Below are 15,289 nucleotides of genomic sequence, written 5' to 3' on the forward strand. Positions count from 1 at the left end.
TTCCGTTAATCCCATGTCTACACTCACAAGCGTTGAACGTGATACAGCCATTTTTGACCTGATCAATAAAGAAAAATTTCGTCAGGAATCGGGCATTGAACTAATTGCTTCTGAAAACTTTACGTCAAAACAAGTGATGGAAGCGGCCGGAAGTGTACTTACCAACAAGTATGCGGAAGGACTTCCGGGAAAAAGGTATTATGGAGGATGTGAGGTTGTAGATGAAATTGAACAAATCGCAATTGACCGTCTGAAAGAACTTTTTGGTGCAACCTGGGCCAACGTTCAGCCACACTCGGGTGCTCAGGCAAATACTGCTGTGTTTCTGGCTTGCCTTAATCCTGGTGACAAAATCATGGGATTCAACCTGGCACACGGTGGTCACCTTTCGCACGGTTCTCCTGTCAATATTTCAGGTAAATATTTCCAGCCTGTTTTTTACGGTGTAGAAGCTGAAACAGGATTGATCAACTGGGACAAAGTTGAAGAAACTGCGGTAAGAGAAAAACCAAAACTATTGATCTGCGGTGCTTCGGCATACAGCCGCGACTGGGATTACGAACGTTTGCGTGCAATTGCCGATCAGGTTGGTGCTTTGTTGATGGCCGATATCGCTCATCCGGCAGGTTTGATTGCAAAAGGATTATTGAAAGATCCTTTCGATCATTGCCATATTGTAACGACAACAACACACAAAACCCTTCGTGGACCACGTGGTGGTGTAATTATGATGCGTAACGATTTTGAAAATCCATTTGGCATCACTACACAAAAAGGACAACTTCGTACGATGTCTTCTCTATTGGACTCAGGTGTATTCCCGGGTACTCAGGGCGGACCTTTGGAGCACATTATTGCTGCAAAAGCAATCGCATTTGGTGAAGCATTGGGAGAAGGTTACTACAACTACGCAACGCAGGTAGCGAAAAATGCTCAGGCTATGGCAAAAGCATTTACCGAAAAAGGATACAGAATTATATCCGGAGGAACTGATAACCACTTAATGCTTATCGATCTTCAGTCTAAAAACGGAGTGAAATCCGATATGACAGGAAAACTGGCAGAAAACACTTTGATTAAAGCAGACATTACCATTAACAAAAACATGGTTCCTTTTGACGAAAAATCACCAATGGTAACTTCCGGAATGCGTGTTGGAACGGCTGCAATGACATCACGTGGATTGCTTGAAACCGATATGGAAAGAATCGTTGATATGATCGATACTGTTTTGGTTAATCATGATCAGGATGCTAAAATTGCTGCTGTTAAACAAGAAGTTAACACCTGGATGAAAGATTTCCCGTTGTACAGCTAAGCATAGTATAGACATACAAACGGCATGGTAAGCAGACACTGATTATCATGCCGTTTTTGCTTACAGGACACGATAAAATTGCTTCCTTAAGCTTTTTTATCAGGACAAAACACGACTCATCACATTAGTATATGACGATCGGGTGGGTTACTGTTATTTTAAGAAGTTAAAGAATTGTGTGCTAAGTTGTTTTGACTTAATAAAGTTTTCATAACTTTGCACTCCAAAATTGAATTAATTATTGATATGAGCAAGAAAAACACGGATGAGTCCGGTTTTGAAATTATTGAAACACCCGAGGCTTTGGCCGGACAAATCAGTAAAGCAGAGATTTTCTTTCTGAAAAATCGTAACGTGGTTCTTGGCATTGGCGGGGCAATTCTACTTGCTGTTGTCGCATTTGCCGGTTACCGTTTCTATATTGATAGCCAGGAAGGAACTGCACAAAATGCTCTTTCGAGTGTAGTTTACGATTTTGAAGCAGATTCTTTGCAAAAAGCATTGAATGGAAGCGGAGGAAATGAAGGCTTATTGTCAATCGCGGACAGCTATAAAGGAACAGACGCAAGTAACCTTGCTAACTTCTATGCTGGTGTTGCATTGTTGAAACAAGGGAAATTTGATGAGGCGATCAGTCATCTTCAATCTTTCAGCTCATCTGATCTGTTGCTTCACGCACGTGCTCAATCTTTGATTGGTGACGCATATCTTGAAAAAAATCAGGCAGCAGAGGCTATTTCTTTTTATAAGAAGGCTGCTGACTATGAAAAAAATGAATTCTTTACACCGGTATATCTGATGAAACTTGCGCTTGCACAAGAGAAGGCAAATCAGGCTGCTGATGCTGTTTCGACATATAAACGTGTAGTTGATGAGTTTCCTCTTTCCTCGGAAGTGGTAAACGCTAAGAAGTACATGGGATTACTGGAAGGACAGGTCGGCAAATAATGGTTAACCATTACTGTTCTTTAAAAGGATAAAGCCGACAACGGTTTTATCCTTTTTTTGTTCCCACCCTGCAACACCAGAAAGTAAAGAATTTGTATTCCAAGAAACCTATAAGATCCGGAGGTTAACAATTCTCCGGATATCCAATATCTAAACTATTGAACGTATGTCAAGTGCTGATAAAAATCTAAGTGTATTTACAACCGATGATCTTCCTGAGATCAGTAATAAGAAATTTGCCCTTGTAGTGGCCGAATGGAACAGCGAAGTAACTGAAAAGCTTTTTGAAGGAGCTTACCAGACTCTAATCCAATATGGCGCTTTGCCCCAAAACATAGAAAGAGGGAACGTTCCGGGTAGCTTTGAACTCACACTTGCGTCTCACTGGTATGCGCAGCGTGCCGATATCGATGCAGTAATTGCATTGGGCGTAGTCATTCAGGGTGAAACAAAGCACAACGACTACATCAACCACGCCGTGGCGCAGGGAATTACCAACGTAAGTATTCAAAACAACAAACCGGTAATATTTGGTGTGCTTACTCCAAACAATATGGAACAGGCAATTGACCGTTCGGGTGGTGTGCATGGTAACAAAGGTGACGAAGCTGCTATGACGGCGATCAAAATGGTAGGGCTGAAAGACAAGATATTTACCCGTTAGGCGAACCCTTGGTCAGGAATTGTCAGGTATAGTCATGAGGTTACAGAATGTATCCACACCTGAGTACAAATGACAATTCCCTGACGACAATCGGCCATCCGTGACAATTATTTGACCAAAAACTAATTCATTCAAAATTCAATCACTATAATATTTATGCAAGTCTGGAAATTTGGTGGCACATCGGTTGGAAAACCTGAGCGCATGCATTCAATCCGCGAACTTCTTGAAAATGATACGAATCGTAAGATTGTCGTTTTGTCAGCATTATCGGGAACAACCAATGCGCTGATCTCCATTGGAGAATCTGCAAAAGCGTATGATGAAGATCAGGCTATTTCCAAGATTGACGACTTGAAGACACATTACGAGTTGTTTATCAAGGAATTGTATTCTACCGAAGAAGGACTTGCGAAAGGTCAGGAAATTATTGACAGTGAATTCGGATTTATTCGCTCGCTGGTTGGTATCAAACCTTTTACAATCAAACAGGATAAAGAACTGGTTGCAGAAGGCGAAATATTGAGCACAAAAATGTTCCAGGCTTATCTGGAAGAAAAAGGCGATAGTTCTGTATTACTGCCTGCACTGGATTTCATGCGTATTGACGCTGACGGTGAACCGGAAATGGCAGCCATTGAAGAAAAACTGGTTGCGATTTTGAACCAACATACGGATGCCAAAATTGTTGTAACCCAAGGTTTTATCTGCCGCAACCCAAGAGAAGAGGTAGACAACCTGAAACGAGGCGGATCTGATTATACAGCGTCGTTGATTGGCGGCGCAATTCGCGCAGACGAAATTCAGATCTGGACGGATATAGACGGAATGCACAACAACGATCCTCGCATTGTAAAGCGCACCTTCCCGATCAGAGAACTGACTTTTGAAGAAGCGGCTGAACTGGCTTATTTCGGAGCGAAAATTTTGCACCCAAGTACGATCACGCCAGCGAAACTTCGTGGCGTACCTGTACGCCTGAAAAATACCATGCAGCCTGAGGCTCCTGGTACGCTCATCGCCAATCAGACGTCTGACCGCGAAATCAAAGCGATTGCAGCCAAAGACAACATTACGGCGATATACATACATTCGACCCGTATGCTGAATGCTTACGGTTTTCTGCGCAGGGTGTTTGAGATTTTTGAAAAATACAAAACACCGGTGGACATGATCACCACGTCGGAAGTCTCGGTTTCTGTTACGATTGACAATTCTGATCACCTGGAAGCAATTACTGCCGAACTGAGAGAATTTGCGGATTTGGAAGAGCATGACCGCGACCAGAACATCATTTGTATCGTTGGTAATTTCAGCGCTGACAAAGAAGGGATTGCATTGAAAGTATTGGAAGCGATGAAAAACATTCCGATCCGGATGATTTCTTACGGTGCTTCGGAACACAACTTGTCACTTTTGATTCATTCAAAATACAAGGCGGAAGCGCTGAATGTATTAAACGAGCGCCTTTTCTACTACGAGGATGCGATGAAAAATATATTCTCAGCTCAATAATTGAACTGAGTTAAATTGATAAAAACTTTAAAAAAGCTGACAGCAACAGCCGACAGCCGACAGCCATATGTTACAACCGATATTTATCCGCGACAACAGAGAATTAACTCTCGCGGGGTTAAAGAAAAAGCATTTTAAAGACGCCGAACAGGTTGTCGACCGGATCATTGAACTGGATCGTTTACGACGTGAAACGCAACAGGAACTGGATGCAGTACTGACGCAATCCAATGCAAAAGCGAAGGAAATTGGTGGTCTGATGAAAGAAGGCAAAAAAACCGAAGCCGAACTGGCTAAAGGTGAGACGGCCGCTCTGAAGGACAAATCCAGACTGTTGGAAGAACAACACAAGGCCACGGAAGAGGAATTACTGAGTGAATTGGTTAAGCTTCCTAACCTGCCACACGAAAGTGTACCAGAAGGACGCACGGCTGAGGACAATGTGAATGTATTTGAACAAGGGGCAAAACCTACTCTTCCGGCTGGAGCACAACCTCACTGGGAACTGATTAAAAAACTCGGTAAAAATCAGGCCCCTATTATTGATTTTGAGCTTGGTAATAAAATAACTGGTGCCGGTTTCCCTGTTTACAAAGGGAAAGCGGCCCGTTTGCAGCGCGCCATGATTGCTTTCTTTTTAGACGAAGCGGGAAAAGCAGGATATACCGAAGTTCAGACACCAATTGTTGTAAATGCTGATTCAGGATTTGCGACGGGGCAATTACCCGACAAAGAAGGACAAATGTACCATGATGCACAGGATGACCTTTACCTCATCCCAACTGCGGAAGTACCGGTAACCAATCTTTACCGCGACGTGATTGTAGCGGAGTCCGACTTACCTGTTAAACATGCAGCTTACACGCCTTGTTTCCGCCGCGAGGCAGGAAGCTGGGGAGCGCACGTTCGTGGGCTCAACCGTTTGCATCAGTTTGATAAGATCGAAATTGTTCAGATTAACAAACCTGAGGAGTCTTACAAGGCGCTGGATGAAATGGTGGATCACGTGAAGAGCCTGCTCGAAAAACTGGATCTGCCCTACCGCATTCTTCGCCTTTGCGGTGGCGATATGGGCTTTACCTCTGCACTGACTTACGATTTCGAAGTGTGGTCCGCTGGCCAGGAACGCTGGCTGGAATGCAGTTCGGTCTCCAACTTTGAAACTTATCAGGCCAACCGTCTGAAATTACGCTATAAAAATGCGGACAAAAAGACGCAGTTGCTACACACGCTGAACGGCTCTGCCCTGGCGTTGCCCCGTATCCTGGCTGCATTGCTGGAAAACAACCAGCAGGCTGACGGTACAGTTCGTATTCCAGCCGTTTTGGTGCCTTACTGTGGATTTGATGTGATTGAATAATAGTTCATACAAGCCGAATAGACAAAGCCTTCATGAAAATGAGGGCTTTGTCAGTTTATATTCCCACGAAGCAATGCAGGAATCCCAACCTTCTCCATAATAAGCTTTCCCACTTTTTCTGACGCAATACCCTGTTCCAGTAGAAAAGTATTTTCAAATTCCCCTCCGGTTATTTTTGTTTTAAAACAATTAAAACAGACTTCTTTTGAACTCAGGTATTTTTCGAGCAACTCCATCAGATGCGTTGATACAATGAAAATGGAAGATTTGTAATTTGTAAAGCCATCAATGACAGTTTGTGAGCAGTGCAGTGCGTCTTCCTGATTGGTTCCTCTGAACAATTCATCGATCAACACCGTACATTTTTCGCCATTATACAGCGCCTGGGCAATTTCCTTCACCCGCATAATTTCATTGTAAAAATGGCTGTATCCCAGCGTGAGATCATCCGAAAGATGAATGGACGTGAAGAGTCTGTTGCTGAACGAAAGACGGAGGCTAGTTGCCGGCACCGGCCATCCCAGATGTGCCAGGTAAACGGCAACACCATACGATTTAAGAAAAGTTGTTTTGCCACTCGTATTTGCGCCGGTAAGGATACAAATTCCGGAATTCCCATTCAACGAAATATCGTTTCTGGTCGAATTGGCAATCAGAGGATGCCACAGCCCCGTCACATCAAAACAGGTATCATGTGATACGAAGTCAGGATAACACAGCGTATGTTCCCGGGCGGTTCTCGCAATGGAAGTTATCGCATCCAGCGTATAAAAGATATCAAGCACCCTCCTGAACTCTCTTTTATGCTGTTTTCTAAAAAAGTAATCCAGGTAAAATGTAGATCTGTCAGACAGGCTTTTACCTTGTTGATTTACATAAGATCTTAGCGCGAAAGAATCCAGAAAAGATTTTAAAAAACCGAAATCGTCCTTGAAAGAATCAGGAAAGCCAAAATACGAAAGCTGCGTTACCGTATCTTGTAATGCCGATAAAACCCTGATTGTTGCAGCTACTCCGCTTTGAATCAGATGGAATTCGGCCTCATTTCTATATGCAAACATCATTGTCTGAAACCAGTGCTGGATCACATCCTGAGACATTGTGTGCACAATATTGCTTTCATAATAACTTTCTGACGCCGCGATATAGGCATGCGATACATTCACTTCCCAGTAGTGAAAGTTTGACGAAACAGACCTGAGCAAATCCTGTGATGCCAATATCTCCTCAGAGTTTTGCATAGGATTTCTGATCATTCTTTTGAGCAAATCGCGGCCACCATAAGATTTTGTTCTGTCAAAAAAACTTAAAATGGAGGCCTCCATACTTTTCTCAGAAACGATCTGAAGCTCGTGCAGGGTATGGTCACTAACTAAGTGCATATTGGATATTCAGGTGTTTCCCAAAAATAATCACTGAGCTTAGCTTCCTGTGTTAAAGTAAGTTAAATGCTCATCCAGCTCTTGAAAAGCCCCTGTTAAAAAAACCTAACAGCCATTTGTCTCTTCTTCATTTTTCTAACTTGCTTCAAAAAATGATGAAACAACGTTTGCAAGCCATATTATATTTCTATCAATCGGTCGGCCTGGTTACAGGGCTCATTTCTCTCACCTTATGGATTATTGCGCAACTTCCGCTCAGTGAAGACTTCCAACGTTTTCTTCCGCTCTATCTGATCCTGAAAGCTGTTACAGATTTCCTTTTGTGGCGTTATCTGAGAAAACACCATCAGGTCCAATTGTTCTTTTACACCAATCTGGGCATTTCCGAACTCCGGCTCTACATGTCGGCTTTCCTGCTCGACCTTGCAGCGTTTTTTGTGGTCATCGCCATTATTAAACTTTTCCTTTCTATCTGATCAATCATGAAAACGCAGCTATTAGAAGCAGACAGTATGTGGCTTGAATACAATGGAAAGAAAATACTCCAGAGTATCTACATTAAAATGGAGACAGGAAAAGTAACAGGCCTGCTTGGGCGTAATGGTACCGGGAAATCAAGTCTGCTGAGAATGATATTTGGAACACTTCGGGGACAAAATCAATCAGTGCGAATCAATGGCGAATATATCGCAAAACCCTATTTGCATGCGGGCATCATCCGCTATTTACCACAAAGCAATTTTATGCCAAAAAATCTAAAAGTGAATCATCTGTGCGAATTGTATCGTGTCCGTTTCCAAGACGTTACCGATCATTTTCCAGAATTTGATAAGTATGAAAAACACCTTCTCGGGAAGCTTTCAGGAGGCGAAATCCGCCTGATAGAAACGCTACTCATACTTTTATCGCCCGTGCATTTTGTCCTGCTCGATGAACCTTTTACACACGTATCTCCGCTCATGGTGGAAAAGCTGTCAACGGTGATCCATGAACAGAAAGAGAACAAAGGTATTTTGTTGTCGGACCATGCTTACCAACATGTTACGGATTTGAGCGACGATCTCTATATGATTGTTCCAATTGGCAGGAGTGTGCTGTTGAAAAACCCTGAACAGGATATAAAATCATTGGGCTACACTTCCTGATTTCTTCGGAAATGCCAGCCATACAAAATAGCCCGTCATGATTACGATGGCGACCTGCATCAGATAATCTGTAAGCAGACCAGTAGAGGAAATTATATCAGTTGGGCTCATATAACATGGCATACCCAACCTCCACCAGTAAGATGGATGAACGACGCAAAGCACATTGAAAATCAAAAGTAATACGACCTGTGTGCGGTTGCTCCAATTGACCACATAAAAAACAAGCGGCACCAGAAAAAGAAAAATATAGTTGCTGTAAGCACTTTGCTGCACCACCATCATGGTCGCATACAATACAATCCAGACCCGCGAAAGCATTACTCTGAAATCGGTATTGCGGAGCCGCCAGGCAGCAAGACAAGCAAGCCCTACCGAAGCAACAAGCCCTATCCAGTTCCAGAATTTTTCACCTACACCAATATGATTATAAAACCAGGGATTGAGTATTGCCGGAATATTCGGCGCCCGTAACGTTTGCGCCTCGTCCATAGGCTGGGTAAATTCCCATCCCACCAAAGGATACAGAATACCTAGTGATATGATCCCAATAATGATCATGGGAATCATGAACCGGATCTTTTCTTTCTCAATCAAAAAGAGTGGAACCAGAATGAGAACGAAAATCGCTTTGGTCATCAGCAAACCTATTGCCAGAATAACCGAGTACCAGATCACACTCACCTTCCGCTCGCGCACCAGATACGCCAATGCCACAAAAAGCCACATCCAGACATCCTCCTGAGCTCCTACAATGCAGAGGATCAGCGAACCCGGCAAAACGTAATAGACAAGCGCGTTGAAAAGGAAAGTCCCTTTGGTCTGAAAAGGTCTGAAGAAATGCCAGGAGATCAGAACAGCAATTCCATCCATCACCGCCATCGTGAACACAATCATTTTCGGATCGTACCATAACTTTAACCAGATTCCCAGAAAGTATGGGTAAAGCGGTGAATAGGGAGACCAGAAGTCCCGATAAACCACCAACCCCTGTGAAGCTTTGCTGCCTTCGTCCCAGAAGCCGTTTACGTCGGAAGTAGTTGCAAGATCAGCAATGAGATAAATGGCAACAAAAGGAATGAGCCTGAAAAGGACCCAGCCCACAAAAAGAGTCACATTTACACGCTTACCTTCAAGCCTGTTTATAAATGCTTTTCTTTTCAGCAGCATGATGACCAGTAGGAAAACGCAGGCAATGCTGATGCCTAATTTGGCCCAAACTATACTCATGCTGTTGCAAGATTAGATTGCACAACTACTTTCCTGTAAGTTTCACGCAATACCCAGAAGAAACAGAGTACGTTCATGATCTGAAGTACATACTCAAAGAGGAACGATACATCGGAAAACATAGCAGGAGAAATGTACGCCGGCTGTTTGATGTATACCCAAATGAAAGGTTGCACAACCGTAAGCCAGTTGAGGGCAAGCAAAATGGCTACGTGTTTGGTTTTACGGATATCGATGATCTCAAAGAGCACCGCCATCAGATAAGCAATCACATATGCACCCATCGCACTTGCTTGAAAAATCATCATACAAACGAAACAGGCGATGAATATCCCGGGCAAAATTTCATTGATATGCCTGTGTCTGGCTTTATATGCCATATACACAGGAACAAAAACCGTGAATAACAGCCCGAACCAATTGATCATGGTAGATTTTTTCTCATTAATATGAAAAATCAGCTCAACCCACGGACGACTGATAGAAAACAAATTGGGCGTCATCAACTGTTCGGTATGCTGAATAGGCATAAGGAAAAGATCGCCGATCCGCCAATAGAGAAAGCCCACCGCAGGGATTCCGATTGCCGCCATAGTCAGGAGCATTTTCACAGGGCGTTTTACAACTACCAGCAAGGCGGGCAATAAAAAAATGAAGGTAACCTTAATTGTAAGTAAAGTAAGTGCATACAGCAAACCAATACCCACTTCATAGTTATCAGGCTTTTTGATAGTATAGCGCCAGATGAGCAGAGCCGCACCCCAAAACCACACTTCTTCCTGCCCGTCTACCAGAATGTACATAAACGCTGCCGGAAGCATCAGATAGATCACTGCAAGCTGCAACGCTCTGCTGCTTTTTTCTTTGTAGGTCCGATAGGTAAGCCAAAGAATTCCCGTTTCCATCAGCACCATAAAAAGCACGATTGCACGCGAATTGTGCCATATCCATACAGGAAGGCTAATGATATAGGCATATAACGGAGCATGATAAGACCAGAAATCCCGATATACAAAACCGCCCTGTTTGGCAGCTTCGGCTTTGTAGAAGAAGAAAGGTATATCGCCACGAGGATCCTCGTTGACAATCAGAAAAATCCCGATCCACGGGATGAATCTGAATATGATAAAGGCAATAGAAAAAATGAGTTTGTCTTTTTCAACCTGCCATTTTGAGAAAAGCCCGGATCGGCTGATCGTCCAGATTATCCCAAGTGTTAAACCCAGATTGATAAGGAGTTTTAAATAAAAGACTGTAAGAACAGGCATGTGTAATAAATAACGGTAATGGAAGACGATTACTAGTGTGTATACAAAATTAAACCGCAAACTTAAGACTTCTTTTTCTCAAAACGGGCAGCAATACACAAAGTTTTAGCTCGTTAGAAATTCGTATGCTTGCATACTATATTTCTAAACCTTATTTTTGACTACTTCATTTTCAATAACCCTAAACACCTATGCCATATAATTCAGTTTTGTCCGGTATGGATTTTGACCTGAGCGAAGAACACGTTGCCGTTCAGGAAGCATCGCGAGACTTTGCCCAAAATGACCTGTTGCCCGGTGTAATTACCCGCGATAATGAACAGAAATTTGATCCTGCGCTGATCAAAAAAATGGGAGAATTAGGCTTTCTTGGAATGATGGTCAAACCGGAATATGGCGGCGGCGGCATGGATACGCTCTCATACGTAATAGCCATGGAAGAGATTTCTAAAGTGGACGCCTCAGCCTCAGTAATCATGTCAGTAAATAATTCACTGGTTTGCTGGGGACTTCAGATATATGGCAACGAAGATCAAAAACAAAAATATCTCGTTCCTCTCGCTACCGGAAGCGTTATTGGTGCATTCTGTCTTTCAGAACCGGAAGCAGGCTCTGACGCAACATCCCAGCACACCACGGCAATCGATGCAGGAGATCACTATCTCTTAAATGGTACGAAAAACTGGATCACGAATGGAAACTCATCTTCGATATGCCTCGTAATAGCACATACACATCCCGAAAAAGGACACAAAGGAATTAACGCCTTCATTGTAGAAAAAGGAACTGAGGGTTTTGTAGTCGGTAAAAAAGAAGATAAAATGGGTATCAGAGCATCCGATACGCATACCCTTATGTTTACTGATGTAAAAGTTTCCAGGGAAAACAGAATCGGTGATGACGGGTTTGGGTTTAAATTTGCAATGAGTACTCTAAACGGAGGTAGAATTGGAATCGCAGCTCAGGCATTGGGCATCGCCTCCGGCGCTTTCGAACTTTCTCTTAAATATGCCCAGGAGCGTAAAACTTTTGGAAAACCGATCAGTGAGCATCAGGCGATCCAGTTTAAGCTATCGGAAATGGCAACCAGAATAGAAGCAGCGAGGCTACTAGTGTATAAGGCTGCCCGGCTAAAAGATCAGGGTAAAGACTACATAAAAGCCGCCGCTATGGCCAAGCTCTATGCATCCGATGTAGCTATGTGGGTTACAACAGAAGCTGTTCAGATTCACGGGGGTTACGGATATGTTAAGGAATATCATGTAGAAAGACACATGAGAGATGCCAAAATTACCCAGATTTACGAAGGTACCTCTGAAATCCAAAAACTTGTAATAGCACGTGAACTTTTAAAATGATCCCATTTACGGGACAGGATTCATTTTATTCTAAATCTTGGATTAAAATCATATCAAAATATCACTTTTTTTCATTTTTTTGTCGAAATATACTTGTATTAGTTTTGTACAATTTATTAGATTTGTACAAAATTTGAAAGTAAGGCATTTCAGCCGTTAAATATATACAAGCATGGAAGACTATAATAAGATTATTGAGTCGTTGGGGGTAAAATTTGTGAAAGCTCGTCATATCCGGATTTTGCAACCCATTACAATCAAAAACTTTTACGATGTACAAAATTCTCTTACCATTTTGTACGACGGAGAAGTATCCTTCGGGACTGAGGAGTCTCAGAAAGTAGAAGAAGGCGATATGCTTTTTATACCAGGAGGAAAACATGCAACGGTTACCTATGGCAGTGCACAATCCGCCAAAACGGTATCCAACGAAGAGTTCATGACCAACCGGGATAACTACATCGAAGCTGGCCATGATCCTGCACTGATAAGTAAACTGCCTAATTCTTTCGGTCTTATATCTTTTGAAGCTAAGGTTTTCGATACCGTTAACTTTTTCACCTCATTGGATGTGCCTCCGTTCCTGATCAAAAGAGACGATCAGATCGCCGCGACCATCAACCAGATACTGACAGAGGACATGCTTGATACGCCCGGGAAAGGTCGTATCATCAAAATCAAAACAGAAGAGGTTGTTATCGAGATTATACGATATATACTTAAAAACAAACTGTTTGTAGAGCAGCTTGTAACCAACAGTACGTATTTCAAAGATCCACGACTCATTGACATCTTCGCTTACATTAAAGACAACCTTGGTGGAGATCTTTCAAATAAGGTTCTTGCGAATGTTGCCAACGTATCAGAAGATTATGTGGGCCAATATTTCAAAATGCTGACTGGTATCAATCCACAGGATTACATCGAATACCAAAGAATGGAAAAAGCGGTGGATCTGCTTCGTACTTCCAAAAAGAGCATCCGCGCTATTGGTTCTGATGTTGGCTATAAAGACACCGCTTATTTCTGCCGCCGTTTTAAAATGATGTTCGGTATTCCGGCTGGAAAAATGCGCCGCCGTGAATCTTTAATGAACGTATAGATTTTTCTTAAAAAAGAAAGCGGAGCAGGTTTTTAAATCTGTTCCGCTTTCTTTTTTACACCTGTATCTACCTCAAAGGGGTGAACTGTACTGCCGATATCTTCCAGCTACCACCTGCTTTTACACAAACCGCCATGTAGGCCAGTTCGTTATTAAAGCTGTTACCTTGCAACTGACCTCTTGCATTCCAGATTCCGGTAACGACGCCCACATCACCATAACTTCGTGTGCGCATACCCGACATCATACCAGTATCCACTTTCAGGTAACCCTCCGAAACTCCTCCTAAAAGTGTGTTTCTATCAATGAGTTGTCCATCAAAACTGGTTACTGAAAAATCAGATGAAAGTAAGTTATCCAGTGTCTTGCTATCTTCTTCCAGTAGTGCCCTGAAAAATATATTGGTACAGTCTGCTGCGTCAGTTGGCTGGTTAAATTGTGCACTTGCCAACATCGGCATCACGATTAAGCAAAGTCCAAAAATAATTTTCTTTATCATCTCCAAATGGTTGTTTACAAGTATGTTTCGAATCTGTACAAAAACCAGCTACCTAACAAGTTTTGTGCTGCAATTTTTAAGTCTTGGCAAAGACTGTCTTATATAGCTCAGCGTATCAAATCATTCCTTTCAAAAGATTTCATAACCATACATTATATGACTAGTTTCGCCTATTGATGTAATAGCAAAGTTTTTGTCATGATTAAGCGGATATTAATTGTTGTATTCTTCGCAGGATTTTTCTCCTGCTCCACCAAACCAGAAAAGCTCGGAAAACTCGATCTGAACCAATGGCGTGGTGATCGTGGTGGTTGCGACGGAAAAAGAACCGCACTTACGGAAGACTTCAAAGCAGAGCAAAAACAACTGATGGGGAAATTTATCGATGAAGTTGGAGAGCTTCTCGGACGCCCGGACATCCATCAACTCGGCGAACGCAATCAGAAGTTTTACGTATACTTCCTGGAAAAAGGCACTCAATGTGATGATATCAAAACACCCTCCAAGGCAAAGAAAGTAATACTGAAATTCAACGCGGTGGGTTTGCTTTCCGAAATTACTTACCAGGACAGACCGTTGTAATTTAGATAAAGTTACTACTAAGCCAAAACGTATCTTCATTTAAAAGCTTCCCAGAAAATTTCTGCGGAGATATCCTCCAAAGTTGCCTTACGTAGATCTTGTTGGGAGAAATTACGGTAGCATAATTTCACAAGGCATTCCGATGGGAATGCTGGGTTATATTCGTGATCATTTATTCTACCAACGCCTTGTGCCTACGGCACAAGGAAAATCTAAAACTGGCGCCACTGGTAAACAAAGATTTTAGAAGTCATTCAGATTTTAAGACAAAAATATCCAAGAAGATCAGCGATGCAGGATGAGTTGAAAGCGATTCGATAGGAGCAGCATCTACTCAGATATAAAACTTCTTTATCCTGATCATCTGCTCCACAGCCTCGGGAACCATGTAGCGTATGGATGAACCATTCTTTAAGCAGGCTCTCAGATAAGTGGCGGATATATCCAGCAGCGGGGCTTCTACAAAACGTACGGCGGGATGATTTTTAAAATTGTGGGGAGCCGAGGCCGGCCGCGGGTACACGTAAAGACCTACATATTCCAGAATCTTATCATGGTTTTTCCATTTCGGGAACTGTGCCAAATTGTCTTCTCCCATGATTAGCTTAAACTCGTGCTGAGGGAATTTCTCCTGTATCCGCACCAGTGTATCAATGGTATAGCTAGGCTTCGGCATGTGGAATTCAATGTCAGTAACCCTTAAAAGCGCGTTGTCGGCGACTGCCCGCTGCACCATGTCATACCTGTCAAATTCATGCAACAGGCTGCTATTTTTCTTAAACGGATTTTGGGGGCTGACTACAAACCAAACCTGTTCCAGATCGGTGGCTGACGCCATGGTATTGGCAATGATCATGTGGCCAATATGGATAGGGTTGAAAGATCCAAAAAACAGGCCAATTTTCATTTGAGAATATT

The 15,289-nt window shown here is 42.7% G+C and carries 15 protein-coding genes; 10 read left to right on the forward strand and 5 right to left on the reverse strand.

All coding sequences use genetic code 11. The features are described 5' to 3' along the window. Positions 1-13: 13 nt before the first annotated feature. The 5 genes from glyA (at position 14) to serS (ending at position 5,805) form a co-directional block, all read left to right on the forward strand. Positions 14-1,318: a serine hydroxymethyltransferase gene (gene glyA / locus LZG71_RS22115; RefSeq protein WP_233824043.1), complete on the forward strand. Its 1,305-nt coding sequence runs from the start codon at positions 14-16 to the stop codon at positions 1,316-1,318. 246 nt (positions 1,319-1,564) lie between these two features. Then, positions 1,565-2,266: a tetratricopeptide repeat protein gene (locus LZG71_RS22120; protein WP_233824045.1), complete on the forward strand. Its 702-nt coding sequence runs from the start codon at positions 1,565-1,567 to the stop codon at positions 2,264-2,266. A 166-nt stretch (positions 2,267-2,432) separates the two neighbouring features. Beyond that, positions 2,433-2,930: a 6,7-dimethyl-8-ribityllumazine synthase gene (ribH, locus tag LZG71_RS22125; RefSeq protein WP_233824047.1), complete on the forward strand. Its 498-nt coding sequence runs from the start codon at positions 2,433-2,435 to the stop codon at positions 2,928-2,930. Between the two features lie 156 nt (positions 2,931-3,086). Continuing rightward, positions 3,087-4,445, forward strand: a complete 1,359-nt coding sequence (locus tag LZG71_RS22130) for an aspartate kinase (protein ID WP_233824049.1) — start codon at positions 3,087-3,089, stop codon at positions 4,443-4,445. Positions 4,446-4,512: 67 nt separating this feature from the next. After that, positions 4,513-5,805, forward strand: coding sequence for a serine--tRNA ligase (serS, locus tag LZG71_RS22135; RefSeq protein WP_233824051.1), 1,293 nt, complete (start codon positions 4,513-4,515; stop codon positions 5,803-5,805). Between the two features lie 50 nt (positions 5,806-5,855). Here serS and LZG71_RS22140 read toward each other — a convergent pair whose 3' ends face one another. Continuing rightward, positions 5,856-7,187 carry a MutS-related protein gene (locus LZG71_RS22140; RefSeq protein ID WP_233824053.1) on the reverse strand — a complete coding sequence of 444 codons (1,332 nt, stop codon included), beginning with the start codon at positions 7,185-7,187 and terminating at the stop codon, positions 5,856-5,858. A 152-nt stretch (positions 7,188-7,339) separates the two neighbouring features. On the opposite strand from LZG71_RS22140, the gene LZG71_RS22145 reads away from it, so the two are divergent. Next, positions 7,340-7,663 carry a hypothetical protein gene (locus LZG71_RS22145; RefSeq protein WP_233824055.1) on the forward strand — a complete coding sequence of 108 codons (324 nt, stop codon included), beginning with the start codon at positions 7,340-7,342 and terminating at the stop codon, positions 7,661-7,663. 6 nt (positions 7,664-7,669) lie between these two features. After that, positions 7,670-8,332: an ATP-binding cassette domain-containing protein gene (locus LZG71_RS22150; RefSeq protein WP_233824057.1), complete on the forward strand. Its 663-nt coding sequence runs from the start codon at positions 7,670-7,672 to the stop codon at positions 8,330-8,332. On the opposite strand, the gene LZG71_RS22155 is transcribed toward LZG71_RS22150, so the two are convergent. Together LZG71_RS22155 and LZG71_RS22160 are read right to left on the reverse strand one after the other, a co-directional pair. Then, positions 8,312-9,562: a hypothetical protein gene (locus LZG71_RS22155; RefSeq protein WP_233824059.1), complete on the reverse strand. Its 1,251-nt coding sequence runs from the start codon at positions 9,560-9,562 to the stop codon at positions 8,312-8,314. The two genes, LZG71_RS22150 and LZG71_RS22155, sit on opposite strands and share 21 nt — an antisense overlap. Continuing rightward, positions 9,559-10,830, reverse strand: coding sequence for a hypothetical protein (locus LZG71_RS22160; RefSeq protein ID WP_233824061.1), 1,272 nt, complete (start codon positions 10,828-10,830; stop codon positions 9,559-9,561). Before LZG71_RS22160 ends, LZG71_RS22155 begins: the two co-directional genes overlap by 4 nt. Positions 10,831-11,048: 218 nt before the next feature. On the opposite strand from LZG71_RS22160, the gene LZG71_RS22165 reads away from it, so the two are divergent. Next, positions 11,049-12,188 carry an acyl-CoA dehydrogenase gene (locus tag LZG71_RS22165; RefSeq protein WP_233824143.1) on the forward strand — a complete coding sequence of 380 codons (1,140 nt, stop codon included), beginning with the start codon at positions 11,049-11,051 and terminating at the stop codon, positions 12,186-12,188. A 172-nt stretch (positions 12,189-12,360) separates the two neighbouring features. Next, positions 12,361-13,290: an AraC family transcriptional regulator gene (locus tag LZG71_RS22170; RefSeq protein WP_233824063.1), complete on the forward strand. Its 930-nt coding sequence runs from the start codon at positions 12,361-12,363 to the stop codon at positions 13,288-13,290. Positions 13,291-13,357: 67 nt separating this feature from the next. Here LZG71_RS22170 and LZG71_RS22175 read toward each other — a convergent pair whose 3' ends face one another. Continuing rightward, the gene (locus LZG71_RS22175; RefSeq protein ID WP_233824064.1) at positions 13,358-13,789 is read right to left on the reverse strand and encodes a nuclear transport factor 2 family protein; all 432 of its coding nucleotides are present in this window, start codon (positions 13,787-13,789) and stop codon (positions 13,358-13,360) included. Between the two features lie 198 nt (positions 13,790-13,987). Between LZG71_RS22175 and LZG71_RS22180 the strand changes: the two genes are divergently transcribed. Then, the gene (locus LZG71_RS22180; RefSeq protein WP_233824066.1) at positions 13,988-14,371 is read left to right on the forward strand and encodes a hypothetical protein; all 384 of its coding nucleotides are present in this window, start codon (positions 13,988-13,990) and stop codon (positions 14,369-14,371) included. A 334-nt stretch (positions 14,372-14,705) separates the two neighbouring features. On the opposite strand, the gene nadD is transcribed toward LZG71_RS22180, so the two are convergent. Beyond that, a complete protein-coding gene (gene nadD, locus LZG71_RS22185; protein ID WP_233824068.1) occupies positions 14,706-15,278 on the reverse strand; it encodes a nicotinate (nicotinamide) nucleotide adenylyltransferase in 573 nt (190 codons plus the stop codon). Positions 15,279-15,289: the final 11 nt, after the last annotated feature.

The sequence above is a fragment of the Dyadobacter sp. CY312 genome, from assembly GCF_021390535.1.
GTDB lineage: Bacteria > Bacteroidota > Bacteroidia > Cytophagales > Spirosomataceae > Dyadobacter.